Genomic DNA, 23802 nt, shown 5'->3' with positions numbered 1-23802 from the left:
TGTTAAGCGTCGCGGTTCAACCAGGCCATATATTCCGCCACACCTTCAGCGACGGTTTTGAACGGCTTGTCGTAGCCAGCAGCACGCAGGTTTGTCAGGTCAGCCTGAGTAAATGCCTGGTAGCGACCTTTCAGTTTTTCCGGGAACGGAATGTATTCCAGCGTCCCTTTTTTGTGATACGCCAGCGCAGCATCCGCTACGGCCTGGAAGGATTCTGCGCGACCGGTCCCCAGGTTGTAGATGCCGGATACGCGGTTTTCCCAGAACCACAGGTTCACATCTGCCACGTCGCCCACGTAGACGAAATCGCGTTTGAAGCCATCGCTGCCTTCGAACAGTTTCGGGCTTTCGCCGTTGTTCAGTTGGGTGTTGAGGTGGAAGGCCACGCTCGCCATGCTGCCTTTATGGCCTTCGCGCGGGCCGTAAACGTTGAAGTAGCGGAAGCCGACAATCGGCGAGTTTGCTTCTGGCAGGATCTGACGGACATATTCGTCGAACAGGAATTTGGAGTAGCCGTAAACGTTCAGCGGTTTCTCATATTCGCGGGATTCGATGAAGTCGCTGGTGCGACCGCCGTAGGTGGCTGCGGAGGAGGCGTACAGGAACGGAATTTCGCGCTCCAGGCAGTAGTGCAGCAGCTCTTTAGAGTACTGATAGTTGTTATCCATCATGTACTTGCCGTCCCACTCGGTGGTGGAGGAGCAGGCGCCTTCGTGGAAGATAGCTTCGATTTCACCGAACTCTTCACCCGCCATAATCTGGATCAGAAAGTCTTCTTTATCCATGTAGTCGGCGATATTCAGGTCGACCAGGTTTACGAACTTGGTGCCGTCTTTCAGGTTATCTACCACCAGAATGTCGGTGATGCCTTTGTCATTGAGCGCTTTAACGATGTTGCTGCCGATAAAGCCAGCGCCGCCGGTAACGATGATCATAACTGTAACCTTTGAAATGTGAGTACCCTGGACAATCCAGGGCGCTAATGACTCTTATCATAACATCACATCGACCCGCCTTCAGCCTTTCGCCATCAAAGCCCCGTGTGACGCGTGATTTATGCTACAAAAAATGTAACTGGTGCTGCGTCATCTCGTACATACGTATAGCTTTAGGTAATATGTGCCGACATTTGCCGAATCTGGAGAGTTGCAATGCGTGGTGATTTTTACAAACAGTTAGCCGGTGACCTGGATACCGCCCGCGCGGAAGGGTTGTTTAAAGAAGAGCGTATTATCACGTCAGCTCAGCAGGCGGATATCACCGTGGGCGATGGCAGCCACGTGATTAACTTCTGCGCCAATAACTATCTTGGCCTGGCGAACCATCCGGCGCTGATTGCCGCCGCGAAAGCGGGTCTCGACAGCCACGGTTTTGGTATGGCGTCTGTGCGCTTTATCTGCGGCACCCAGGATAACCACAAAGTGCTGGAGCAGAAACTGGCGGAATTCCTTGGTATGGAAGACGCAATTCTCTATTCCTCCTGTTTTGACGCCAACGGCGGTCTGTTTGAAACGCTGCTGGGGCCGGAAGATGCGATTATCTCCGACGCCCTGAACCACGCCTCCATCATTGACGGTGTGCGTCTGTGTAAAGCGAAGCGTTTCCGCTACGCCAACAACGACATGCAAGAACTGGAAGCGCGTCTGAAAGAGGCGCGTGACGCCGGGGCACGCCACGTACTGATCGCCACCGACGGCGTGTTCTCGATGGACGGCGTGATTGCCAACCTGAAAGGCGTCTGCGACCTGGCCGATAAGTACGATGCGCTGGTGATGGTCGATGACTCCCACGCCGTCGGTTTTGTCGGTGAAAACGGCCGTGGTTCCCATGAATATTGCGACGTGATGGGCCGCGTGGACATTATCACCGGCACGCTGGGCAAAGCGCTCGGCGGCGCATCCGGTGGTTACACTGCGGCACGCAAAGAAGTGGTTGAGTGGCTGCGCCAGCGCTCCCGCCCGTATCTGTTCTCCAACTCGCTGGCCCCGGCGATTGTCTCGGCTTCTATCAAAGTGCTGGAAATGGTTGCTTCCGGCGCTGAACTGCGCGATCGCCTGTGGTCTAACGCCCGCCTGTTCCGTGAAAAAATGAGCGCCGCAGGGTTTACTCTGGCGGGTGCCGATCACGCCATTATCCCGGTGATGCTGGGCGATGCGGTTGTGGCGCAGGATTTCGCCCGTCTGCTGCAAAAAGAGGGGATCTACGTGACCGGTTTCTTCTATCCGGTGGTGCCGAAAGGTCAGGCGCGCATTCGCACCCAGATGTCGGCGGCACACTCCCCTGAACAAATCGAACGTGCGGTGGAAGCCTTTATCCGCATTGGTAAACAACTGAGCGTGATTGCCTGAGGAAGCCAGATGAAAGCGTTGTCGAAACTGAAAGCGGAAGAGGGGATCTGGATGACCGACGTGCCGAAACCGGACGTGGGCCATAACGATCTGCTGATTAAAATCCGTAAAACGGCGATTTGCGGTACGGATGTGCACATTTATAACTGGGATGAATGGTCGCAGAAAACCATCCCGGTTCCGATGGTGGTCGGTCATGAATATGTCGGCGAAGTGGTCGGCATTGGTCAGGAAGTGAAAGGCTTTAAAATTGGCGACCGCGTTTCCGGTGAAGGCCATATTACCTGCGGCCACTGCCGTAACTGCCGTGGCGGCCGCACGCACCTGTGCCGCAACACCATTGGCGTGGGCGTGAATCGTCCGGGCTGTTTCGCGGAATATCTGGTGATCCCGGCGTTTAACGCCTTCAAAATTCCGGATAACATTTCCGATGATTTAGCCTCTATTTTTGACCCGTTCGGCAACGCGGTACACACGGCGCTCTCTTTCGACCTGGTCGGCGAAGATGTGCTGGTGTCTGGCGCAGGCCCGATTGGCGTGATGGCGGCGGCGGTCGCGAAACACGTCGGCGCGCGCAATGTTGTTATCACCGATGTGAATGAATACCGTCTCGATCTGGCGCGTAAAATGGGCGTCACTCGCGCGGTAAACGTCTCCAAAGAGAGCCTGACCGACGTGATGGCTGAACTCGGTATGACTGAAGGCTTTGATGTCGGCCTGGAAATGTCTGGCGCGCCAGCGGCCTTCCGCACCATGCTCGACACCATGAACCACGGCGGGCGTATTGCGATGCTGGGTATTCCGCCGTCTGATATGTCGATCGACTGGACCAAAGTCATCTTCAAGGGGCTGTTTATCAAAGGGATTTATGGCCGCGAAATGTTCGAAACCTGGTACAAGATGGCGGCACTCATTCAGTCTGGCCTGGATTTAACGCCGATTATCACCCACCACTACGGCATTGATGATTTCCAGAAAGGCTTCGACGCAATGCGTTCCGGCCAGTCTGGTAAAGTCATTCTGAGCTGGGAATAAGGCTCATCGCCTCATGTCTCTTCAGGCATGAGGCGTATTTCCTGAAGTTAATCTTAAAATCGCCTGATATATGTAAAACTTTGTCATTGTCATAAATGTTTCGTATTCTGGCGTTAGTCTTATTTCATTACAAATCCCTCTGTTGCACGCTAATTTCTGTTTATAAAAATAAACTTCGCCGGATCGAAGGAATGACGCCGAAATATCTTTCGCACTTAATTAATTCTTAAGGTGAGAAGGGTACAACGTAACCTACACGTTAAGGTGATCAGGTAATGAAAAAGATGAATAGCCCAGGGACACTCAGTGTCATCATCCCACTTTATAACGCAGGCGATGCATTTAAAGCCTGTATGGAATCGCTGCTGGCGCAAACCTGGACGGCGCTGGAAATTATCATTGTGAATGACGGCTCTACGGATAATTCTGTCGATATCGCAACGTATTATGCCGAGAATTACCCACAGGTTCGTTTGGTTCATCAGGCCAACGCCGGGGCATCGGTTGCCCGAAATCGGGGTCTGGAGCTGGCCCACGGTGAGTACATCGCGTTTGTGGATGCCGATGATATTACCTATCCACAACTGTATGAAACGCTGATGACCATGGCGTTGCAGGATAATCTCGATGTCGCTCAGTGCAATGCCGACTGGTGTGAACGCGAGACGGGCAAAACCTGGCAATCCATCCCGCAGGAACGCATCCGCTCAACCGGCGTGATGAGCGGCCCGGAGTGGCTGCGTATGGCGTTAGCCAGCCGTCGCTGGACGCACGTGGTCTGGATGGGCGTTTATCGTCATGAATTAATTAAGCAATGTAATCTAAAATTTGTACCGGGATTACACCACCAGGATATTCTCTGGTCTACGGAGTTTATGTATAACGCCACGCGCGCGCGATATACCGAAGAATCATTATATAAATATTTCCTGCATGATGTTTCGGTGAGCCGTAAAAAACGTACCGGGCGTAAAAACCTTTCCTATCAACGTCATTACATTAAAATTACCCGCCTGCTGGATAAATTAAATCGTGATTATGCGGATAAAATTAAGATGTATCCCGAGTTTTATCAGCAAATAACCTATGAAGCATTACGTGTTTGTCATGCGGTGCGTAAAGAGCACGATTCAATTACGCGTAAAATGATGATTGCTGAGATATTTGCGTCCGGAATGTATAAACGGATGGTGGCTAACGTACGTAGCCCGAAGATGGCGTATCAGGTGCTGCTGTGGTCGGTGCGGTTATACAGCTGGCAGGATCGCGGTCTGGCGAGCCGCAGGCTGGCACGTAAGGCGCTTAGCCTGCGTTAATGTTCAGCGAGATCATTAGGCCCGGTAAGCGCAGCGCCACCGGGCATTTCGCAGGTTACGGCTTATCCCAACCCTGCCACTGTAGCCGCAGGTACTGCATCACGGTACTGTTGCTGATGCTGTCCGCCATCACGGTAAAGAACTGGGTGGCATAAACCGGTTCCGGCGCTTTCTTCGTTTTACACAGCTTCACGCCGCGGAACGGATTGCGCGGTGCGTCTGGCGTTGTGCCTTTCGGTGGCGTCAGATTTGGCGTGGAGGTGTCCACCTGTGGTTCGTTAAGCAGATCGCTCGGGCGTACCAGGGTGATATCCGACGGCAATGTGGGCAGCATCTGCTGCAATACACGTACGGTCGACGGATGCGGGTGACCAATCGCAATCGCCGAACCATTACGGCGTGCCACTTCTACCGCCCGGTTAAACTGACGACGAATATCGGCTTCGTTCTGCGTATCGTCGAGGAACACTTTGCGTTTAATTACCTTCACGCCCGTGCCGCTGGCGGCGCGCATCGCCTGGCTGTTGCCAATGGTCATGCTATCGAGGAAATAAAGGTTATAGCGGCTCAGCGCCTGCATCACTTTCTGCATGCCGAACAGGCTCGAGGTCATCGCGCTGCCCATATGGTTATTCAATCCCACGGCATACGGCACTTTGTTTACCGCTTCGCGAATGATGCGTTCGATTTCATCACTGCTCATTTCCGGGCGCAGCGTGTCTCTTTCCAGCGGCTGCTTGCTGAGCGGCGCCATCGGCAGATGAATGAGCACTTCATGCCCGCTGTTATGCGCTTTGGTGGCCATTTCATGGGCATACGGCGCATTGGGGAGAACGGCGACGGAGACGGCTGACGGCATCGCCAGCACCTGATTTTCGTTGTGCGGACGATAGCCAAAATCATCAATGACAATCGCCAGCTTCCCCGCAAAGACTGGCGCCGCTAAGGTGAGGGCGCCAAGAAGAAGGATCCTGCGAAATTGAAGCAAACTTATCTTCCCAACCACGGTAGTGGATTGACCGCCTGACCCTGGCGGCGAATTTCGAAATAGAGCGACGGTCGGCCCTGACCTCCGCTGTTACCAACCAGCGCAATCGGCTGTCCGGCGCGAACCTGCGTACCTACGCTGACCAGCGCACTCTGATTATAGCCGTAAAGACTCATATCGCCTTTCCCGTGCTCAACCACCACGACCAAACCGTAGCCCTGCAACCAGTCGGCGAGGATCACGCGGCCATCGGCGATGGCTTTAACCTCAGTACCTTCCGAGGCGCTAATGACCATCCCTTTCCAGCGAAGCTCACCCTGCAACTGTTCGCCATAGCGGTGCAGCGTAGAGCCGCGAACCGGCCAGTAGGCCTGACCGCGCGGTGCGCCGAGGCCACCGGTACGCGACATCAGCGAGCGTTCGCTTTCGGTAGGTTTGTAGGTTTTGCCTTTGCTGGTGGCTTCTTTCTGACGGTCGCGAACCGCATCGGCTTCACGGGCTTCACGTTCGGCGCGCGCTTTGGCAGCCGCCGCCGCGCGGGCGATGCTGTTACGCAGACGGGATTCGTTCGCACGCAGTTCGCTTAACTGCTGCTGGCCCTGCTGGATGGAAGACTCCAGCCCGGCGATGGTTTTCTGTCGTTCGCTGCGCGCCTGCTCAAGCTTCGCCTGCTGCGCTTTTTGTTCATACAGCAGGGTTTGCTGTTGGCTTTGTTTCTCTTCCAGCTCGGCTTTCTGCGCGGTGACCTGCTCGCGCGTCTGTTTCAGCTCGGCGATGGTCTCCTGGCGCGCCTGGTTGAGGTAGCCGAAGTAAGCCTGTAAGCGCTGGCCGCGCTGGCTCTCTTCGCCGCTGAGAATGAGCTGAATACCGGTGTGTTCACCCTGGCGGAACGCGGCATCGAGCTGAGCGGCAAGATTGCGCTCCTGCGTGGCGCGCTGCGCTTCCAGCTTCGCAATCGAGGCGTTCATTTCGTCGATTTGCTTATTGAGCTGCGTCAGCGTAGCTTGCGTTTCGCGAAGCTGACGCGCGGCGGCGGCGATGGCCTGATCCTGCGCTTTCAACTGGGCGAGCAGAGAGGAACGTTGCTGTTGTTGCTGGCGTACTGCGCGCTCTTTAGCGGCAATATCGGCCTGAATAGATTGCAGCTGTGTGCGATCGTCGGCGTGGGCAGATGACGCGCACAGCAATACGCCAGCGCTGAGTGCGCTGGCGTATAACGTGGACCGCAGCGTAACCACGGCCCCTTTAAGTACAAAAATCGCCTTTCCCCTCATGGGGAGGGATTATTCCACGATGAACAGCGGCTTACCAGTCATCTCTTGCGGGATTTCCATGCCCATCAGCGTCAGCATGGTCGGCGCGATATCGGAAAGCTTGCCGCCATCGACAGCTTTCAGATTTTTCTCGCCAACGTAGATCAGCGGAACCGGCAGGTTGGTGTGCGCGGTGTGTGCCTGACCGGTAGACGGGTCACGCATCTGTTCAGCGTTACCGTGGTCTGCGGTGATCAGCAGCTGGCCGCCAACGGATTCAACCGCTTTGGTGACCTGATCCACACAATTATCCAGTGCTTCAACGGCTTTGATTGCCGCATCCATCACGCCGGTGTGGCCGACCATGTCGCCGTTCGGGTAGTTACAGATGATGGTGTCGTATTTACCGCTCTTGATTGCCGCGACCAGTTTTTCGGTCAGCTCTTCGGAGCTCATTTCCGGCTGCAGATCGTAGGTCGCCACTTTCGGCGAGTTGATCAGAATGCGGTCTTCACCTTTGAACGGTTCTTCTACACCGCCGTTAAAGAAGAAGGTGACGTGTGCGTATTTCTCGGTTTCGGAGATGCGCAGCTGGGTTTTGTCGTTTTTCGCCATCCACTCGCCGAAGGTATTTGCCAGAGACGCCGGCGGGTAAGCGCACGGTGCTTTGATGTCGGCAGCGTATTCGGTCAGCTGGATGAAGTCGCCCAGTTTCACTTCTTTCTGACGTTTGAAACCGTCGAAATCAGCGTTTACGAAGGCGCGGGTGATTTCACGCGCACGGTCAGCACGGAAGTTCATGAAAATCAGCGCATCGCCGTCTTCCATTGCGGCATCGGCCTGGCCTGCGGCACGGATAACGGTCGCTTTCACGAATTCATCGTTTTCATCACGCGCGTAGGCAGCCTGCAGGCCTTCTACTGCGGTGTCGAACTGGAACTCGCCTTTGGCCTGGGTCATCAGGTTGTAAGCTTGTTCAACGCGATCCCAACGGTTGTCGCGGTCCATGGCGTAGTAACGGCCAATGATGGACGCCACGCGGCCTTTGCCCAGCGCCGCAAATTTGTCTTCAAATTTTTTCAGTGAACCTTCAGCGCTGCGCGGCGGCGTATCGCGGCCATCCAGGAAAGCGTGCAGATAGATTTTTTCCGCACCGCGTTCAGCGGCCAGTTCAACCATCGCCAGGATGTGATCTTCGTGGCTGTGAACGCCGCCCGCAGAGAGCAGCCCCATGATGTGCACGGCTTTGCCTGCTTTCGCGGCTTTATCGACTGCGCCGCACAGAACCGGGTTAGCGAAGAAGGTGCGTTCTTTAATTTCCACGTCGAGACGGGTCAGGTCCTGATACACGATACGGCCTGCGCCCAGGTTAACGTGACCGACTTCGGAGTTGCCCATCTGGCGATCCGGCAGGCCAACTTCCAGACCGGATGCGTCGATCAGGGTGTGAGGACGTTTGGCCCACAGGGCGTCCATGACAGGGGTTTTTGCGCTGAAGATAGCGTTATCCTGGCTTTCTTCGCGATAGCCGTAGCCATCAAGGATTACCAGTACCATAGGTTTTTTAGAAACCGACATTGCGACAACCTCATGCTCGAAGGAGATAAAAAATTTTGCGTAATTTTACTACAGCTGAATCGATCAAACAGCCACTGAAGATCAAAAAAAGAGGAAGGATTAAGCAATGAAAGGGCGCTTTTGTGGCATTTTTTCCGGAGTACGCCGCAGAAAATGCATTACATCGCGCGGCCTGGCTGTATTTGCTCCACTGCACAGGTATACTCCTTCCCTGGTTTTTTAATCATTAAGTCGGGAGTCGTTACCCCCCATGCAAGAAATTATGCAATTTGTTAGCCGTCACCCTGTGCTGAGCATCGCATGGATCGCCTTACTGGTGGCCGTTCTGTTCACCACCTTCAAAGGCCTGGCGTCTAAAGTTAAAGTGATTACCCGTGGTGAAGCTACACGTCTTATCAACAAAGAAGACGCGGTGGTTGTCGACCTGCGTCAGCGCGATGATTTCCGTAAAGGCCACATCGCAGGCTCTATCAACCTGCTGCCGGCGGAAGTGAAAGCCAACAACGTGGGTGAGTTAGACAAGCACAAGAATAAGCCGGTGATCGTCACCGATGCTTCTGGCATGCAGGCTCAGGAATCAGCAAACGCGCTGCTCAAAGCGGGCTTTGAGCAGGTTTATGTGCTGAAAGAAGGCATTGCAGGCTGGAGCGGCGAAAATCTTCCTTTAGTTCGCGGTAAGTAAGGATAATTGTCATGGCTACTATCGAAATCTATACCAAAGCGACCTGCCCGTTCTGCCATCGCGCAAAAGCATTGCTGAGCAGCAAAGGCGTGACCTTCCAGGAGCTGCCGATCGATGGCGACGCGGAAAAACGCGAAGAGATGATTAAGCGCAGTGGCCGCACGACGGTTCCGCAGATTTTTATTGATGCACAGCACATTGGCGGCTGTGATGACTTGTATGCGCTTGATGCACGTGGTGGACTTGATCCCCTGCTGTGATAACGCATTTGCGTGAGCGTCACGCCGACACGTATCGGCCTGAAGAATAACGCGTATTTTAAGGACAACACGAAAGGGTTTTTACACATGTCTGAGCAAAACAATACTGAAATGAATTTCCAGATCCAGCGTATCTACACCAAGGACGTATCTTTCGAAGCGCCAAATGCGCCGCACGTTTTCCAGAAAGATTGGCAACCAGAGGTTAAACTTGATCTTGATACGGCTTCCAACCAACTGGCGGAAGGCGTGTTTGAAGTGGTGCTGCGTGTCACCGTAACGGCGACGCTGGGCGAAGAAACGGGCTTCCTGTGTGAAGTTCAGCAGGGCGGTATTTTCTCCATCGAAGGTATCGAAGGTACTCAGATGGCGCACTGCCTGGGTGCATACTGCCCGAACATCCTGTTCCCGTATGCGCGTGAATGCATCACCAGCCTGGTTTCCCGTGGGACTTTCCCGCAGCTGAACCTTGCGCCGGTTAACTTTGATGCGCTGTTCATGAACTATTTGCAGCAGCAGTCCGGCGAAGGTGCAGAACAACATCAGGATGCCTGATGAACGCACTTAATGCTTCAATGACTGTGATCGGTGCCGGCTCGTACGGCACCGCTCTTGCCATCACACTGGCAAGAAACGGCCACCAGGTCGTACTCTGGGGCCACGATCCTGAACATATCGCGACCTTACAGCGTGACCGCTGCAACGTGGCGTTTCTTCCCGATGTTCCCTTCCCGGATTCTCTGCACCTCGAAAGCGATCTCGCGACGGCGCTGGCCGCCAGCCGCAATGTGCTGGTGGTGGTGCCGAGTCACGTCTTCGGCCTGGTGCTGCGCCAGATGAAACCGCTGATGCGCAGCGATGCGCGCGTGGTGTGGGCGACGAAAGGGCTGGAAGCGGAAACGGGGCGTCTGTTGCAGGATGTGGCGCGAGAAGCCCTTGGCGATGATATCCCGCTGGCGGTTATCTCCGGGCCGACGTTTGCCAAAGAGCTGGCGGCAGGCTTGCCGACCGCGATCTCCCTGGCATCAACCGACCCGGTCTTTGCCGACGATTTACAGCAACTGCTGCACTGCGGCAAAAGCTTCCGCGTTTACAGCAACCCTGATTTTATCGGCGTGCAGCTGGGCGGCGCGGTGAAGAACGTCATTGCCATTGGCGCGGGTATCTCCGACGGTATCGGTTTTGGCGCAAATGCCCGTACGGCGCTGATCACCCGTGGCCTGACCGAAATGTCACGTCTGGGGGCGGCACTGGGCGCCGATCCGGTCACCTTTATGGGGATGGCGGGGCTGGGCGATCTGGTGCTGACCTGTACTGACAACCAGTCGCGTAACCGACGTTTCGGCATGGCGCTCGGCCAGGGTGCAGACGTTCAGGATGCGCAGGATAAAATCGGCCAGGTGGTCGAAGGTTACCGTAATACCAAAGAAGTTCGCGAATTGGCGCACCGTGTGGGTGTCGAAATGCCAATAACCGAGGAAATTTATCAGGTATTATATTGCGGAAAAAGCGCGCGCGAGGCAGCATTGACGTTATTAGGTCGTGCTCGCAAGGACGAACGCAGCGGCAAGTAAATACAGGAAACCTTTGTCACCTCAAATGACCCGGCTGGCACAGAACTGGCCGGTCATTCATCATCGTCTGGAGTATGCAATGTCGTGTGAAGAACTGGAGATTGTCTGGAACAACATTAAAGCTGAAGCCCGGGCACTGGCCGATTGTGAGCCGATGCTGGCCAGCTTTTATCACGCGACGCTACTCAAGCATGAAAATCTCGGCAGCGCCCTCAGCTACATGTTAGCCAATAAACTGGCGTCGCCGATTATGCCTGCTATCGCCATTCGCGAAGTGGTTGAAGAAGCCTACGCGGCTGACCCGGAAATGATCGCCTCTGCGGCCTGTGATATTCAGGCGGTGCGTACGCGCGACCCGGCGGTAGATAAATACTCGACGCCGCTGCTTTATCTGAAAGGTTTTCATGCGTTGCAGGCCTACCGTATCGGCCACTGGCTGTGGTTGCAGGGGCGTCGCGCTTTGGCGATTTTCCTGCAAAATCAGGTCTCTGTGACGTTCCAGGTCGATATCCACCCGGCCGCGAAAATCGGCCGTGGTATCATGCTCGACCACGCCACCGGGATCGTCGTGGGTGAAACGGCGGTGATTGAGAACGACGTCTCGATTCTGCAATCGGTCACCCTGGGCGGTACCGGGAAAACCAGCGGCGATCGTCATCCGAAAATCCGCGAAGGCGTGATGATTGGCGCGGGCGCGAAAATCCTCGGCAATATTGAAGTCGGGCGCGGCGCGAAAATTGGCGCAGGCTCTGTGGTTCTGCAACCTGTGCCACCGCACACGACCGCCGCAGGCGTACCGGCACGTATTGTCGGTAAGCCAGACAGCGATAAGCCGTCGATGGATATGGACCAGCACTTCAACGGCATTCACCATACGTTTGAGTATGGCGACGGGATTTAATTTAACCTCGTAAAATGGCGCCCGGATATCCCAGTTGGCGCCACGCTTCATACACCACCACCGACACCGCATTTGACAGGTTCATGCTGCGACTGTCCGGCATCATGGGAATCCGAATTTTTTGTTCCGGCGGCAGGGCATCCAGAATAGACGCTGGCAGGCCGCGCGTTTCCGGGCCAAACATCAGATAGTCGCCATCCTGATAGCTTACCGCACTGTGTGCAGGCGTGCCTTTGGTGGTCAGAGCAAACAGTCGCTGGGGTTTCTCTGCCTCAAAAAACACGTCGTAGTTTTGATAACGCGTGACGGCGGTAAATTCGTGATAATCCAGCCCCGCGCGGCGCAGACGCTTATCGTCCCAGGTAAAACCCATCGGTTCGATGATATGCAGACGAAAGCCGGTATTGGCGCAAAGGCGGATGATATTGCCGGTATTTGGCGGGATTTCTGGTTCGAATAAAACGATGTTAAGCATGCTGCCCCCTTAAGTGCGGGGGCAGCATAGCAGAAAATAACGTCACCCTCACCCTAACCCTCTCCCTGAGGGAGAGGGGACAGATAGTGCAGGGTGAGGGTTTTCTCCCTCTCCCTGTGGGAGAGGGCCGGGGTGAGGGGCCTACGCCGCATTCCCCTTCGCCAGTGGCGCCAGCGCCGCAGGCAAGGTTTTACCCAACTCCTGCACCAGGGAATCGCGGCTGATTTCACTAATCGTTTTCGCACCCGTCAGCGTCATCGCCACCTTCATCTCTTTTTCAATCAGGCTCAGCAGATTCGCCACGCCCGCCTGGCCCGCCGTTGCCAGCGCATAAAGATAGGCGCGGCCCAGCAGTACGGTATCTGCGCCCAGCGCAATCATACGCACCACGTCCAGCCCATTACGAATGCCGCTATCCGCCAGAATCGCGATATCGCCTTTTACGGCATCGGCAATCGCTGGCAGCGCGCGGGCAGAAGAAAGCACGCCATCCAGCTGGCGGCCACCGTGGTTGGAGACCACAATCCCGTCCGCGCCAAAGCGTACCGCATCGCGCGCATCTTCCGGATCGAGGATCCCTTTGATCACCATCGGGCCATCCCAGAATTCACGGATCCATTCCAGGTCTTTCCACGAAATCGACGGATCGAAGTTATTCGCCAGCCAGCCGATGTAATCCTCCAGCCCGGTTGGTTTGCCGAGGTAGGCGGAGATGTTACCCAGATCGTGCGGACGCCCGTTCAGGCCGACATCCCATGCCCATTGCGGATGGGTTACCGCCTGCCAGTAGCGACGCATCGCGGCATTCGGGCCGCTCATGCCCGAGTGGGCATCGCGGTAACGCGCGCCCGGCGTCGGCATATCAACCGTAAACACCAGCGTGGAGCAACCCGCCGCCTTTGCGCGTTCCAGCGCGTTACGCATAAAACCCCGGTCGCGCAGCACGTACAGCTGGAACCACATTGGGCGCTTGATGGTTGGCGCGACCTCTTCAATGGGGCAAACGGACACGGTAGAGAGCGTAAACGGAATACCGTGAGCATCGGCAGCTGCCGCAGCCTGTACTTCGCCGCGACGTGCGTACATGCCGCACAGGCCCACCGGCGCAAGGGCGACCGGCATGGAGAGTTTTTCCTTAAACAGCGTGGTTTCCAGGCTGAGGTCGGCCATGTTCTTCAGCACGCGCTGGCGCAGGGCAACCTGAGATAAATCTTCCACGTTGCGGCGCAGGGTATATTCCGCATACGCGCCGCCGTCGATGTAGTGGAACAGGAACGGCGGCAGAATGCGCTCGGCGGCGGCACGGTAGTCACTCGCGGCTGAAATAATCATGCTTTTTTCTCCCTGGAATTTTCAGCGTGGTCGTCGGGCAGGCGGGTGATGCGTGCCTGGCGAGCCAGATCTTCATCAAAACGTTTAATGGTGGTGTGAACGAAACCTAAATGGGCCATCATCGCCTGGCGTGCGCCTTCGGCGTCACCGGCCACAATGGCATCAAGAATGGCCTGATGTTGTTCGGTCAGGCGGGCAAAGACCGGCGGCACCAGATACATGCGCTGACGGCTCTGTTTGACTGAGGATTGCAGCAAATCGAAGAATCCGCGCATGGTTTGCAGCAGCACGACGTTGTGCGAGGCTTCGGCAATCGCCAGATGAAAACGGACGTCGGCCTGCGAGGCGAGGTCCGGGTCTTCACTGAGCGTCGCTTCAAAGCAAAGGGCGATTTTCTCTTTATCGGCATCCGTTGCACGCATGGCGGCGTGCCAGGCAGTGCTGCCCTCAATGGCGTGGCGCGCTTCCAGAATATCGAAGCTGTAATCCGGGTCATCGGCCAGCAGCGTTTTCAGCGGCTGAACGATGTTTTGCTCTGACCACGCTTCATGTGGCCAGCGCACAAACGTGCCGCCGCCGCGACGGCTGAGCAGCACGCCTTCACTGACCAGCGTTGCCAGCGCTTCGCGCAGAGAATTGCGCGACACGCCGAGCTGGGCTGCCAGCTGGCGTTCGGCGGGCAATTTCATGCCCGCTTCCAGCTGTTGTTCTTCAATCAGCGCCCGCACGCGAGAAGCAATCTCGTCGGACAGGCGTCTGGGCATCACTATCATGGGATCATCCAGGTTAAGACATAGGCCTGAAGCGTAGTAATTACGCCCACCATGCAGGTGAATATCAGGCTGTGTTTCACGGTAAAGCGGAACAGATCAGACTCTTTGCCGACCAGACCTACCGCCGCACAGGCAATGGCGATGGACTGCGGTGAAATCATCTTGCCGGTGACGCCGCCGGTGGTATTGGCGGCAACCAGCAGCACGTCAGAGACGCCAATCTGCTGCGCGGCGGTGGCCTGCAATGCGGCAAACAGCGCGTTTGATGAGGTATCTGAACCGGTCAGGAATACGCCCAGCCAGCCAAGGAATGGCGAGAAGAAGGTAAACGCATGACCGGTATGCGCTAATGCCAGTGCCAGCGTTGAAGAGAGGCCGGAGTAGTTCGAGATAAACGCGAACGCCAGCACCATCCCGATAGAGTAAATCGGCAGCGCCAGTTCTTTCAGCGTGGTACCGAAAGTGCTGATAGCGTCTTTCGGCTTCATGCGCAGCCAGACGATAGAGAGCAGCGCCGCAAACAGAATGGCGGTACCTGTAGCCGACAGCCAGTCGAACTTATAGACCGCCGCGTAGGCCGTGGCTTCGCTCACAACAGGCGGCATACGGGCCACCAGTTTGTCGAGGAACGGAACCGGAATATTAATCACAAACTCATACATCGCACCGCCCGGCGCGAACAGCGCTTTAAACGGCGGAATACTCCACAGCGTAACGGTGGCGGTCAGGAACAGGAACGGCGACCAGGCGCGAACAATCTGCCCGGCAGTGTAGTTGGTACGCGCCAGCGTCTGATCGACCTGCGATGCGCCCATATCGCCAAAGCGGAAAATACGTACCGGCTGCCAGCGTTTCAGGAACAGCGTCAGGCACACCAGAGAAACCAGCGAAGAGATAATGTCCGGCAGCTCCGGGCCAATAAAGTTAGAGCTCAGATACTGGGCAATGGCGAATGAACCACCTGCGACCATTACCGCAGGCCAGGTTTCTTTGACACCGCGCCAGCCGTCCATAATCGCCATGATCCAGAACAGCACGATAATGGTCAGGAACGGCAGCTGGCGGCCAACCATCTGGCCAATCTCAAAGCTATCCAGACCGGTGACCTGCCCGGCGACCAGAATCGGAATCCCCATCGCGCCAAAGGCCACGGGTGCGGTGTTGACGATCAGGCACAGGCCCGCGGCATACAGCGGGTTGAAGCCTAAACCGACCAACAGCGCTGCGGTAATCGCCACCGGTGCGCCAAAGCCCGCGGCCCCTTCCAAAAAGGCGCCGAAGGAGAAGCCGACGATCAGCATCTGCAAACGCTGGTCGGGCGTAATCGACAGTATTGATGATCGGATGATGTCGAACTGCCCGGTTTTCACCGAAATTTTGTAGACGAAAACGGCGGCGATGATGATCCAGGCAATTGGCCACAGGCCGTAGAAAAAGCCATACACTACCGATGCCAGGGCGTTATCCACCGGCATTTTGTAGAACAGCAGAGCGACGGCGAGCGCGATAGCGACGGTCCAGCTGGCGGCGACGTAGCCTTTCAGCTTGAGCTTAATCAGCGCAAAGAAGAAAAAGAGGATCGGTAGCGATGCGATCAGGCTCGACAGCCAGATGTTATTGGCCGGGTCATAGTTTTGTTGCCAGAGGCTCATTGTGCAGGTCTCCTGGGGGCCCATAACCTGCTTTGCGGTGAGTCTGTGCTCATCTCGGCGTCACATGTTATGTAAAAGTGGCCCTTCCAATATGATGGTGTAGGGATAATGACAATGAATGGTTAACTAATTGTTATGTTCTAGCAACGGTATTGTATGAATAAATAGCGAAATTGTGAACCACTGGAAGGAAAGAGAGGAATTGGTTGGGCCAATTGGGTAGGGAGAAAAGAATTGCCGGATGGCATTCCGCTGATTCAATCTACGGGAATGCCATATCAGCCAGGCCCGGTAAGCGAAATGCTACCGGGCGCTATCTGTATCGATCAGAACTCAGTCTTCGCGTAACCGGTCATCACCTCGAGGCCCATCTCACGGCCTAACGCGGTCATTGGGTGAACCACCACCAGTCCGCGCACGCTTTTCTTCAGCTTGCCCATATCAGCCTGTTCTTTCTTGGTGATTGGACGGCTGAACGCCATTTTGGTGAGTTTTTGGGCTTCTTTGCTGAGCTTCTGGGTATGAACTTCACGCAGACGCGCGATTTCCACTTCCAGCTTCTCTTTCTCGCTTTCCAGCTCGGCGTACTTCTCGGCGTTTTCAACCAGCGACAGTTCAGCCTGCTGGTGACGGATAGCGTCCAGACGGTCGCTCAGGCGTTTGATTTCGTTTTTTTCGATTTCTTTCATTTTGCGTATATCTGATAAAAAAATGACGTAATAGCGCATAGTATGCGCGACAGCGATCGTAACCGATAGCGAATTATACAAAATAGTCTGATTAGGTCTGCACTTATTTACCTGCGCACTATTAGTAATGCTATGAATTAATAGCATTTTATGGAAAATGGTTAAGCAGATCTCTTTTTTGACACGTCGTCACATGGAATCGCACATTTTCCCCAAACGCACCGCCCTAAATTGTCCATTCTGAAGGCAGGAATCATGAGGAGGACTACGTTATGGGCAAACTTGGCGAAAACGTACCACTTGTCATCGACAAAGCCGTAGATTTTATGGCGTCCAGTCAGGCATTTATGGAGTACCTGAAGAAATCGCCTCGCCTGAGTCACGTGCCGGAAGAGATCCCGGAAGAGAAAGCGGCGATGTTTCTGGAGCGATTAGAGCACTACCGCAAACTTTATCAGCCGGTCGAAAACCAGGCGAATGAAGTTTGAGGGCGTTATTTCTGGAAGGCTTTTTTCAAGCTGATTCGGGAAATCAGCTCGGTCAGAGAAAGTACCATCGTTGAGCGAACGACCTGTTGATAACGCTGTTTTTGCATTGCCAGCAGGTCGGCATCGCTATCGTCAAAGAGCGGCGCTGGCGGAAGGGCAGAGACGCAGTGCAGTTCACCCAGCGGCCCGAGAATCTCGTCATCGGTGAAGGCATATTCGCTGCCATCATGATTTAGTTCTTCACGCAGCGCCATCAGCAATTCCGCATCTTCATACTCCGGGCGACTGATTACGCCCAGCCCATAGATAAGCTTGAGCCGGACCGAAAGGTCGCCCAGCGGGCCGCTGCCGTCAAGCAACGGTTCGACGGCGTATTTCACCGCGTAATCGTCTTTGCGGAACACCTGAAGCACCAGAATATTGACCGCCTCGGTCAGCAACTCAACGGCGGCAATCAGGAAACTTCTGACGGTTTTGCCAGCATTCAGACGCTCAAGCACACGGTTTTCAAAAGCCTGTGTTTCTTCCATTATTGCCTGCATATCTGACAATCTACTGTTCAGGCGCAGGATAACCTGCGCCGGGTCTTGCATCATTTGCTGGCGTTATAGAGGGCGACGGCGGCTTTCACCACGTCGCTGTTCGCGTCCAGACCAGAGATCTGCGCCAGCGCGGCCTGCGGGCCTTTTTCATCAATCAGCGCGGCCAGTTCCTGCGCCTGTGGATCTTCTTCACTGCGAAAATGCATCGCAGCGGCGATACCTTTCACCAGGTTAACGTGCGGCAAACCGTATTCCAGCGTGCCCAGTAGCGGTTTAATCAGACGGTCGCCCGCGCTCAGTTTACGCAGCGGCTGACGGCCCACGCGCTCAACGTCATCTTTCAGATACGGGTTTTCAAAACGACCGAGGATTTTCTGAATGTATGCCGCATGTTTCTGCGCATCAAAACCGTAGCGTTTGATCAGCACCGCGCCGCTTTCTTCCATCGCGCCTTTTACCACCGCGCGGATTTTCTCATCGAGGATCGCGTCGCGGATAGTTTGATGCCCGGTCATTTTGCCGAGGTAGGCGGTTATAGCATGACCTGTGTTCAGCGTGAAGAGTTTACGTTCGACAAATGCCATCAGGTTATCGGTTAATTCCATGCCTGGAATGTTCGGCAGCGTGCCTTTGAACTGGGTTTTATCGACGATCCACTCGCTGAAGGTTTCAACGGTCACTTCCAGCGGGTCATTGGTTGCAGAAGCGGACGGTGGCACGATACGGTCAACGGCGGAATCGACGAAACCGACGTTCGCTTCCACCCAGGCTTTTTCGTCTTCGGCAACGGCGGCCATCACGTGGCCTTTCAGCTGGCTGGTGCCGCGCACCATGTTTTCGCAGGCAATAATGTTCAGCGGGGTATTTACGCCCTGCGCTTTGCGTTTCGCGAGACCTTTGGCGATAGCCGGTGCAATCCGTTCAAGTACAACCGGGCCCACGGCGGTGGTCACCAGGTCAACCTGGGCAATCAGCTCGACGACGTCGTCACCAATGCTGCTGACCGCGTTAACGCCAGAAACGGTATCAACCTGCTCATTTTCACCCACGACGTGAACCTGATAGCTATGACGGGCATTCAGGGCATCCAGAACGACCTGGTTTACATCGGCGAACGTCAATGTAATGCCCGCGTCGGCCAGCAGTTTGCCGATAAAGCCACGTCCGATATTACCTGCGCCAAAATGTAATGCTTTCATAGTATTAACCTTCATTAATGTTTTCGACCCGAGAGGGCTGGGGTGAGACTTTTCCCTCACCCTAACCCTCTCCCAATGGGAGAGGGAATAGTGTCTTACTTCTGCAACAGCGCCAGAACTTCTTCCACGCTGGTGGTGCTGGCCAGACGTTCGATAACGGATTCGTCATCCAGCGCGTTGGTCAGGCCGGTAATCACCTGGATGTGCTCGTTGTTACGCGCAGCGATACCAATCACCAGACGGGCAATGTCGTCCTCGTCTTCGCCGAAGCGCACGCCTTCCGGATACTGACAGAACACGATACCGGTTTTCAGCACGCGGTCTTTTGCTTCGATAGTGCCGTGCGGTACCGCGATGGACTCGCCCAGATAAGTTGGCGTCAGTTTTTCACGGTCCAGCATCGCCTGTACATACTCAGGCTCAACGTAACCACCTTTCACCAGTTGCTCACCGGCAAAGAGAATAGCTTCTTCTTTGGTGGCGGCTTTGCGGCCCAGGAAGATGTTCTCTGCGCCCAGTTTAAACAGGTTGGCACTGGAATCATCAAAGCTGTCTTTCAGGCTGTCTTTCACCTTCACTTCGTTGTCAGTGTGGCGCTGTGCGGCAACCAGACGCTCGGTCAGGTTGGTATACAGGCCGCTGTCGAGGAAGTTGGTCAGCGAAATATGCTGCGCCTGCGGTACCTGACGCATGGCACGTTCGGTCAGGTCGCGGTGGGTGATGACCAGGTCAACATCCGGCGGCAGGTTGTTAATCGCGCAGTTGGTGACCGAGATGTTGCTCAGGCCTGCATCCTGTACTTTCTTACGCAGTACGCCCGCACCCATTGCGCTGGAACCCATACCGGCGTCGCAGGCTACGATGATTTTACGCACGTGGCTCAGGTCGTTGGTGACGTCGCCAGCCGCCAGCGGGGTACCGCCTTTGGATTCAGCTTTCATGTCATTCATACGACGGGTTGCCGCTTCGATGTCATCTTCTTCTTTCACTTTGCTGGTTTTCAGCAGGATGGCAGAAACGATGAAGGAGACCGCCATTGCCGCAACGATAGCCGCGATGTTGGCGAAGTACGCGCCTTTTGGCGTCATCGCCAGTACGGCCAGGATGGAGCCAGGGGAAGCCGGAGATACCAGACCGCCGTTCAGCAGCGTCAGGGTGAACACGCCAGTCATACCACCCAGAATGACCGCCAGGATCAGACGTGGGTTCATCAGCACATACGGGAAGTAAATTTCGTGAATACCACCCAGGAAGTGGATGATTGCCGCGCCGCCCGCAGACTGTTTAGCACTGCCGCGACCGAAGAACATGTACGCCAGCAGAACGCCCATACCCGGGCCCGGGTTGGCTTCAATCAGGAAGAAGATAGATTTGCCGAGGTCATGAGACTGCTGAATACCCAGCGGCGAGAAGATACCGTGGTTAATCGCATTGTTCAGGAACAGGATCTTCGCCGGTTCTACAAAGACAGATGCCAGCGGCAGCATGTCGTGTACAACCATGAAGTTAACGCCAGCTGCCAGCAGCTTGGACAGGACTTCAACCGCCGGGCCGATGCCCATAAAGGCCAGAATGGCGAGGATCATACCAATGATGCCAGCGGAGAAGTTATTCACCAGCATCTCAAAACCGGATTTGATTTTACCGTCTACCCAAACGTCGAATTTTTTGATTGCCCAGCCGCCCAGCGGGCCTGCAATCATGGAACCCAGGAACATCGGCATATCTGCACCGACGATAACGCCCATGGTGGTAATCGCACCGACCACGCCGCCACGTTCGCCGCCAATCAGCTTACCACCGGTATAACCGATGAGCAGCGGCAGCAGGTAGGTGATCATCGGGCCAACCAGCTTCGCCAGCGTTTCGTTCGGCAACCACCCTGTTGGAATAAATAACGCGGTGATGATACCCCACGCGATAAACGCGCCGATATTTGGCATCACCATGTTGCTGAGGAAGCGACCAAAGCTTTGCACCTTGATCTTGATATCGGATGACATAAAACACCCCTTGTTTCTGTTTGCCCGCAGGTGGATCACCTGAAGTTTATTGTTAATTGGCGGCAGAGGTAGTAGCCGAACCCTGGTTGATGATGCGAAATCTGGCACTGAATCGTTAAGCTGTCCAGATAGCGGGTCTTCATGTGACTTAGATCACACAAATATAGGAGATACCTGATGATTTTGAGTGATCACCATCACAAAACCACTGTGTAAAAAAACAACACAGCAGGAAAAAGCATCGCAGAACACATGTAAATGTGATGTTAATCACATTTTACTCTTGATGGTTTGTTTGTTTTTTGTGATTGAGTTCACAAGATATTTTCAGGTCGCCAAAACAAGATGTGATCCGTGGCAAGTTCTGCCGCTGTGATGAGCGCCCTCTGTAACTGAGTAACATCACACTAAAAAGAATAATGAATGAGGAGTATGGCAGAACGATGAAATGCCGATTATGTTCAAAGTAGACGCCCGCTACGTGCTATTTCGTATAGCGGGCTCACTATCGACAGCGTGAATTCGAGGTTACGGCTATGTTCCTGAATTACTTTGCGCTTGGCATTCTGATCTTCGTTTTCCTGGTTATCTTTTACGGCATTATTATTATTCACGATATTCCCTACATGATTGCGAAGGCACGCAATCATCCCCACGCCGATGCGATTCACGTTGCAGGCTGGGTAAGTCTTTTTACATTACATGTTCTCTGGCCGTTCCTGTGGATTTGGGCGACGCTTTATCGCCCCGATCGCGGCTGGGGGATGCAGCATCCTCCTGCGTCTGAAGGCGAGGATGCGCTGCGACAACGCGTTGAAGAGCTTGAAAAACAACTGAAAAAAATGCAAACGCCTTCAGGGGAATAGCCATCATGGATCTGCTTATTATATTGACCTACGTCGCCCTGGCATGGGCGATTTTTAAGATATTCAGGATCCCGGTAAATAAATGGACGGTGCCCACCGCCGTATTAGGTGGGGTATTTATTGTCGGTGCGCTGATATTAGGGATGAACTATAACCACCCCTATACCTTTCAGGCACAGAAGGCGGTTATCTCTATTCCGATCACTCCACAGGTGACCGGTGTGGTGAGTGAGGTGACGAATAAACAAAACCAGCTGATTAAAAAGGGTGAGGTGTTGTTTAAGATTGACCCGACACGCTACCAGGCCCGCGTTGACCGGCTGGAGGCCGATTTAGTCACTGCCGTCCATAATACCCAAGTGCTGAAGGCGCAGCTGGATGAAGCGTTGGCAAATACCACGCGCGTCTCGGCAGAACGCGACCGCCTGTATAAAGATTATCAGCGCTATTTGCAGGGCAGTAAGGCGCGGGTGAATCCATTTTCGGAAAGCGATATCGATAACGCGCGGCAAAACTATCTGGCGCAGGACGCGCTGGTGAAAGCATCTATTGCCGATCAATCGCAAATTAAAAGCCAACTGGATAGCGTAGTGAACGGCGACCAGTCTCAGGTTGCCAGCCTGCGCGCGCAGCTTACGGAAGCCAAATTTAACCTCGATCAGACCATTATCCGCGCACCCAGCGACGGTTTTGCTACGCAGGTACTGATTCGCCCCGGCACCTATGCCGCCGCGCTACCGCTGCGCCCGGTAATGGTGTTCGTGCCGGAACAAAAACGCCAGATTGTGGCCCAGTTCCGCCAGAACTCACTGCTGCGCCTAAAACCTGGCGATGAAGCTGAAGTGGTGTTTAATGCGCTACCGGGGCAGATTTTCAGCGGCAAGCTCACCAGCATTTTGCCCGTTGTGCCCGGCGGTTCTTATCAGGCTCAGGGCACATTGCAGGCGCTGACGATTGTCCCCGGCACCGACGGCGTGATGGCCCTGATTGAACTTCAACCGAGTGAAGAGGTGGACTCGCTGCCGGATGGTATTTATGCGCAGGTCGCGGTCTATTCTGACCATTTTGAGCACCTGTCGATTATGCGTAAGGTACTGCTGCGAATGACGAGCTGGATGCATTATCTTTACCTTGATCATTGAGGGTAAAAGCATCTTTTTAGCCACAGCTGAGCCATACTTCTTTTTTTCGTTGGCAAAAAGGACATGGCATGAAACTCATCGGCAGCTATACCAGCCCTTTCGTACGTAAAATCTCTATCTTATTGCTGGAAAAGGGCATTTCATTCGAATTTATCAATGAACTGCCCTATAACCTGGAAAATGGCGTGGCGCAGTACAATCCGCTGGGCAAGGTCCCGGCATTGATGACCGACGACGGTGAATGTTGGTTTGATTCACCGATTATTGCCGAGTACATCGAACTGCTGAACGTCGAGCCGCAGATGCTGCCGTCTGACCCGCTGGCGCGTCTGAAAGTGCGTCAGCTGGAAGCGCTCGCCGACGGCATTATGGACGCCGGGCTGGTGGCGGTGCGTGAACTGGCCCGCCCGCCTGCACAACAATCGGAAGCAGAATGTTTGCGCCAGCGCGAGAAAATCAGCCGCAGCCTTGATGCGCTTGAAACCCATCTCAAAGAGGGCACGTTCAGTACCGATACGTTAAACCTGGCGACGATCGCCATCGCCTGTGCCATTAGCTATCTCAACTTTCGCCGCATCGCGCCGGGCTGGTGCGTTGACCGCCCCAATCTGGTCAAACTGGTGGAAACGTTGTTCCAGCGCGAGAGTTTTGCCCGCACAGAACCGCCAAAGGCTTGATTACGCGCTATAACACTTCATGGTCGTAC

The 23802-nt window shown here is 54.7% G+C and carries 24 protein-coding genes; 12 read left to right on the top strand and 12 right to left on the bottom strand.

What is annotated here, in order from left to right:
* Positions 1-2 precede the first annotated feature (2 nt).
* On the bottom strand, positions 3-935 hold the full coding sequence (gene rfaD / locus ACWWFX_RS05685) for an ADP-glyceromanno-heptose 6-epimerase (RefSeq protein ID WP_456146832.1): 933 nt from the start codon (positions 933-935) through the stop codon (positions 3-5).
* Between the two features lie 216 nt (positions 936-1151).
* Between rfaD and kbl the strand changes: the two genes are divergently transcribed.
* From kbl to ACWWFX_RS05670, 3 genes are all read left to right on the top strand, one after another.
* A complete protein-coding gene (gene kbl, locus ACWWFX_RS05680) occupies positions 1152-2348 on the top strand; it encodes a glycine C-acetyltransferase (RefSeq protein WP_473223389.1) in 1197 nt (398 codons plus the stop codon).
* A gap of 9 nt (positions 2349-2357) precedes the next feature.
* Complete coding sequence (gene tdh, locus ACWWFX_RS05675; protein WP_456146833.1) at positions 2358-3383, top strand: L-threonine 3-dehydrogenase; 1026 nt, start codon at positions 2358-2360, stop codon at positions 3381-3383.
* 284 nt (positions 3384-3667) lie between these two features.
* Complete coding sequence (locus ACWWFX_RS05670) at positions 3668-4699, top strand: glycosyltransferase (protein WP_473223419.1); 1032 nt, start codon at positions 3668-3670, stop codon at positions 4697-4699.
* Between the two features lie 55 nt (positions 4700-4754).
* Here the strand turns inward: ACWWFX_RS05670 and ACWWFX_RS05665 are convergent, their stop codons facing one another.
* Genes ACWWFX_RS05665 through gpmM form a run of 3 tightly spaced genes read right to left on the bottom strand, consistent with a single transcriptional unit; the run spans position 4755 to position 8518 of the window.
* A complete protein-coding gene (locus tag ACWWFX_RS05665; protein WP_473223388.1) occupies positions 4755-5687 on the bottom strand; it encodes a divergent polysaccharide deacetylase family protein in 933 nt (310 codons plus the stop codon).
* A gap of 2 nt (positions 5688-5689) precedes the next feature.
* Positions 5690-6961, bottom strand: a complete 1272-nt coding sequence (envC, locus tag ACWWFX_RS05660; RefSeq protein ID WP_456146835.1) for a murein hydrolase activator EnvC — start codon at positions 6959-6961, stop codon at positions 5690-5692.
* 9 nt (positions 6962-6970) lie between these two features.
* Positions 6971-8518, bottom strand: coding sequence for a 2,3-bisphosphoglycerate-independent phosphoglycerate mutase (gene gpmM, locus ACWWFX_RS05655; protein ID WP_276219087.1), 1548 nt, complete (start codon positions 8516-8518; stop codon positions 6971-6973).
* A gap of 250 nt (positions 8519-8768) precedes the next feature.
* Between gpmM and ACWWFX_RS05650 the strand changes: the two genes are divergently transcribed.
* From ACWWFX_RS05650 to cysE, 5 genes are all read left to right on the top strand, one after another.
* Positions 8769-9200 (top strand): rhodanese-like domain-containing protein, encoded by a 432-nt coding sequence (locus ACWWFX_RS05650; RefSeq protein WP_015962490.1) that lies wholly within the window; start codon positions 8769-8771, stop codon positions 9198-9200.
* Between the two features lie 11 nt (positions 9201-9211).
* Positions 9212-9460: a glutaredoxin 3 gene (gene grxC, locus ACWWFX_RS05645; RefSeq protein WP_015962491.1), complete on the top strand. Its 249-nt coding sequence runs from the start codon at positions 9212-9214 to the stop codon at positions 9458-9460.
* 87 nt (positions 9461-9547) lie between these two features.
* The gene (secB, locus tag ACWWFX_RS05640) at positions 9548-10015 is read left to right on the top strand and encodes a protein-export chaperone SecB (protein WP_041686358.1); all 468 of its coding nucleotides are present in this window, start codon (positions 9548-9550) and stop codon (positions 10013-10015) included.
* Entirely contained in the window at positions 10015-11034 is a 1020-nt protein-coding gene (gpsA, locus tag ACWWFX_RS05635) for an NAD(P)H-dependent glycerol-3-phosphate dehydrogenase (RefSeq protein WP_149463687.1), read from the top strand. The genes secB and gpsA overlap by 1 nt, the downstream gene beginning before the upstream one ends.
* A 79-nt stretch (positions 11035-11113) precedes the next feature.
* The gene (gene cysE, locus ACWWFX_RS05630; protein ID WP_015962494.1) at positions 11114-11935 is read left to right on the top strand and encodes a serine O-acetyltransferase; all 822 of its coding nucleotides are present in this window, start codon (positions 11114-11116) and stop codon (positions 11933-11935) included.
* A gap of 1 nt (position 11936) precedes the next feature.
* Here the strand turns inward: cysE and trmL are convergent, their stop codons facing one another.
* From trmL to ACWWFX_RS05605, 5 genes are all read right to left on the bottom strand, one after another.
* Positions 11937-12410, bottom strand: coding sequence for a tRNA (uridine(34)/cytosine(34)/5-carboxymethylaminomethyluridine(34)-2'-O)-methyltransferase TrmL (gene trmL / locus ACWWFX_RS05625; RefSeq protein ID WP_473223387.1), 474 nt, complete (start codon positions 12408-12410; stop codon positions 11937-11939).
* A gap of 141 nt (positions 12411-12551) precedes the next feature.
* Entirely contained in the window at positions 12552-13742 is a 1191-nt protein-coding gene (gene lldD / locus ACWWFX_RS05620; RefSeq protein WP_473223386.1) for a quinone-dependent L-lactate dehydrogenase, read from the bottom strand.
* On the bottom strand, positions 13739-14515 hold the full coding sequence (gene lldR, locus ACWWFX_RS05615) for a transcriptional regulator LldR (protein ID WP_231825922.1): 777 nt from the start codon (positions 14513-14515) through the stop codon (positions 13739-13741). The genes lldD and lldR overlap by 4 nt, the downstream gene beginning before the upstream one ends.
* The gene (gene lldP, locus ACWWFX_RS05610) at positions 14512-16167 is read right to left on the bottom strand and encodes an L-lactate permease (RefSeq protein WP_276219075.1); all 1656 of its coding nucleotides are present in this window, start codon (positions 16165-16167) and stop codon (positions 14512-14514) included. The genes lldR and lldP overlap by 4 nt, the downstream gene beginning before the upstream one ends.
* Positions 16168-16493: 326 nt before the next feature.
* A complete protein-coding gene (locus ACWWFX_RS05605; protein ID WP_276219073.1) occupies positions 16494-16856 on the bottom strand; it encodes a YibL family ribosome-associated protein in 363 nt (120 codons plus the stop codon).
* Between the two features lie 272 nt (positions 16857-17128).
* On the opposite strand from ACWWFX_RS05605, the gene ACWWFX_RS05600 reads away from it, so the two are divergent.
* A complete protein-coding gene (locus tag ACWWFX_RS05600; protein WP_015962499.1) occupies positions 17129-17344 on the top strand; it encodes a glycogen synthase in 216 nt (71 codons plus the stop codon).
* A 5-nt stretch (positions 17345-17349) separates the two neighbouring features.
* Here ACWWFX_RS05600 and mtlR read toward each other — a convergent pair whose 3' ends face one another.
* The 3 genes from mtlR to mtlA form a co-directional block, all read right to left on the bottom strand.
* The gene (gene mtlR, locus ACWWFX_RS05595) at positions 17350-17940 is read right to left on the bottom strand and encodes a mannitol operon repressor MtlR (protein ID WP_276219070.1); all 591 of its coding nucleotides are present in this window, start codon (positions 17938-17940) and stop codon (positions 17350-17352) included.
* A complete protein-coding gene (gene mtlD, locus ACWWFX_RS05590) occupies positions 17937-19085 on the bottom strand; it encodes a mannitol-1-phosphate 5-dehydrogenase (RefSeq protein WP_473223385.1) in 1149 nt (382 codons plus the stop codon). Before mtlD ends, mtlR begins: the two co-directional genes overlap by 4 nt.
* A gap of 95 nt (positions 19086-19180) precedes the next feature.
* The gene (gene mtlA / locus ACWWFX_RS05585; protein WP_473223384.1) at positions 19181-21088 is read right to left on the bottom strand and encodes a PTS mannitol transporter subunit IICBA; all 1908 of its coding nucleotides are present in this window, start codon (positions 21086-21088) and stop codon (positions 19181-19183) included.
* 536 nt (positions 21089-21624) lie between these two features.
* Between mtlA and ACWWFX_RS05580 the strand changes: the two genes are divergently transcribed.
* The 3 genes from ACWWFX_RS05580 (at position 21625) to ACWWFX_RS05570 (ending at position 23773) form a co-directional block, all read left to right on the top strand.
* Complete coding sequence (locus ACWWFX_RS05580; protein ID WP_276219064.1) at positions 21625-21954, top strand: DUF3302 domain-containing protein; 330 nt, start codon at positions 21625-21627, stop codon at positions 21952-21954.
* Positions 21955-21959: 5 nt separating this feature from the next.
* A complete protein-coding gene (locus tag ACWWFX_RS05575; protein WP_473223383.1) occupies positions 21960-23096 on the top strand; it encodes an HlyD family secretion protein in 1137 nt (378 codons plus the stop codon).
* 68 nt (positions 23097-23164) lie between these two features.
* Positions 23165-23773 carry a glutathione S-transferase gene (locus ACWWFX_RS05570; protein WP_276219060.1) on the top strand — a complete coding sequence of 203 codons (609 nt, stop codon included), beginning with the start codon at positions 23165-23167 and terminating at the stop codon, positions 23771-23773.
* Positions 23774-23802 lie beyond the last annotated feature (29 nt).

It is taken from the genome of Pseudocitrobacter sp. 2023LY-00077, from assembly GCF_055796175.1.
Note: the sequence above shows the minus strand (reverse complement) of the source record. Positions and strands in the feature narration are given on the sequence as shown.

Coding starts and splice junctions, on each gene's coding strand:
- rfaD (WP_456146832.1), bottom strand. CDS start 935: ATGATCATCGTTACCGGCGGCGCTGGCTTTATCGGCAGCAACATCGTT.
- kbl (WP_473223389.1), top strand. CDS start 1,152: ATGCGTGGTGATTTTTACAAACAGTTAGCCGGTGACCTGGATACCGCC.
- tdh (WP_456146833.1), top strand. CDS start 2,358: ATGAAAGCGTTGTCGAAACTGAAAGCGGAAGAGGGGATCTGGATGACC.
- ACWWFX_RS05670 (WP_473223419.1), top strand. CDS start 3,668: ATGAATAGCCCAGGGACACTCAGTGTCATCATCCCACTTTATAACGCA.
- envC (WP_456146835.1), bottom strand. CDS start 6,961: ATGAGGGGAAAGGCGATTTTTGTACTTAAAGGGGCCGTGGTTACGCTG.
- gpmM (WP_276219087.1), bottom strand. CDS start 8,518: ATGTCGGTTTCTAAAAAACCTATGGTACTGGTAATCCTTGATGGCTAC.
- ACWWFX_RS05650 (WP_015962490.1), top strand. CDS start 8,769: ATGCAAGAAATTATGCAATTTGTTAGCCGTCACCCTGTGCTGAGCATC.
- grxC (WP_015962491.1), top strand. CDS start 9,212: ATGGCTACTATCGAAATCTATACCAAAGCGACCTGCCCGTTCTGCCAT.
- secB (WP_041686358.1), top strand. CDS start 9,548: ATGTCTGAGCAAAACAATACTGAAATGAATTTCCAGATCCAGCGTATC.
- gpsA (WP_149463687.1), top strand. CDS start 10,015: ATGAACGCACTTAATGCTTCAATGACTGTGATCGGTGCCGGCTCGTAC.
- cysE (WP_015962494.1), top strand. CDS start 11,114: ATGTCGTGTGAAGAACTGGAGATTGTCTGGAACAACATTAAAGCTGAA.
- trmL (WP_473223387.1), bottom strand. CDS start 12,410: ATGCTTAACATCGTTTTATTCGAACCAGAAATCCCGCCAAATACCGGC.
- lldD (WP_473223386.1), bottom strand. CDS start 13,742: ATGATTATTTCAGCCGCGAGTGACTACCGTGCCGCCGCCGAGCGCATT.
- lldR (WP_231825922.1), bottom strand. CDS start 14,515: ATGATAGTGATGCCCAGACGCCTGTCCGACGAGATTGCTTCTCGCGTG.
- lldP (WP_276219075.1), bottom strand. CDS start 16,167: ATGAGCCTCTGGCAACAAAACTATGACCCGGCCAATAACATCTGGCTG.
- ACWWFX_RS05605 (WP_276219073.1), bottom strand. CDS start 16,856: ATGAAAGAAATCGAAAAAAACGAAATCAAACGCCTGAGCGACCGTCTG.
- ACWWFX_RS05600 (WP_015962499.1), top strand. CDS start 17,129: ATGGGCAAACTTGGCGAAAACGTACCACTTGTCATCGACAAAGCCGTA.
- mtlR (WP_276219070.1), bottom strand. CDS start 17,940: ATGATGCAAGACCCGGCGCAGGTTATCCTGCGCCTGAACAGTAGATTG.
- mtlD (WP_473223385.1), bottom strand. CDS start 19,085: ATGAAAGCATTACATTTTGGCGCAGGTAATATCGGACGTGGCTTTATC.
- mtlA (WP_473223384.1), bottom strand. CDS start 21,088: ATGTCATCCGATATCAAGATCAAGGTGCAAAGCTTTGGTCGCTTCCTC.
- ACWWFX_RS05580 (WP_276219064.1), top strand. CDS start 21,625: ATGTTCCTGAATTACTTTGCGCTTGGCATTCTGATCTTCGTTTTCCTG.
- ACWWFX_RS05575 (WP_473223383.1), top strand. CDS start 21,960: ATGGATCTGCTTATTATATTGACCTACGTCGCCCTGGCATGGGCGATT.
- ACWWFX_RS05570 (WP_276219060.1), top strand. CDS start 23,165: ATGAAACTCATCGGCAGCTATACCAGCCCTTTCGTACGTAAAATCTCT.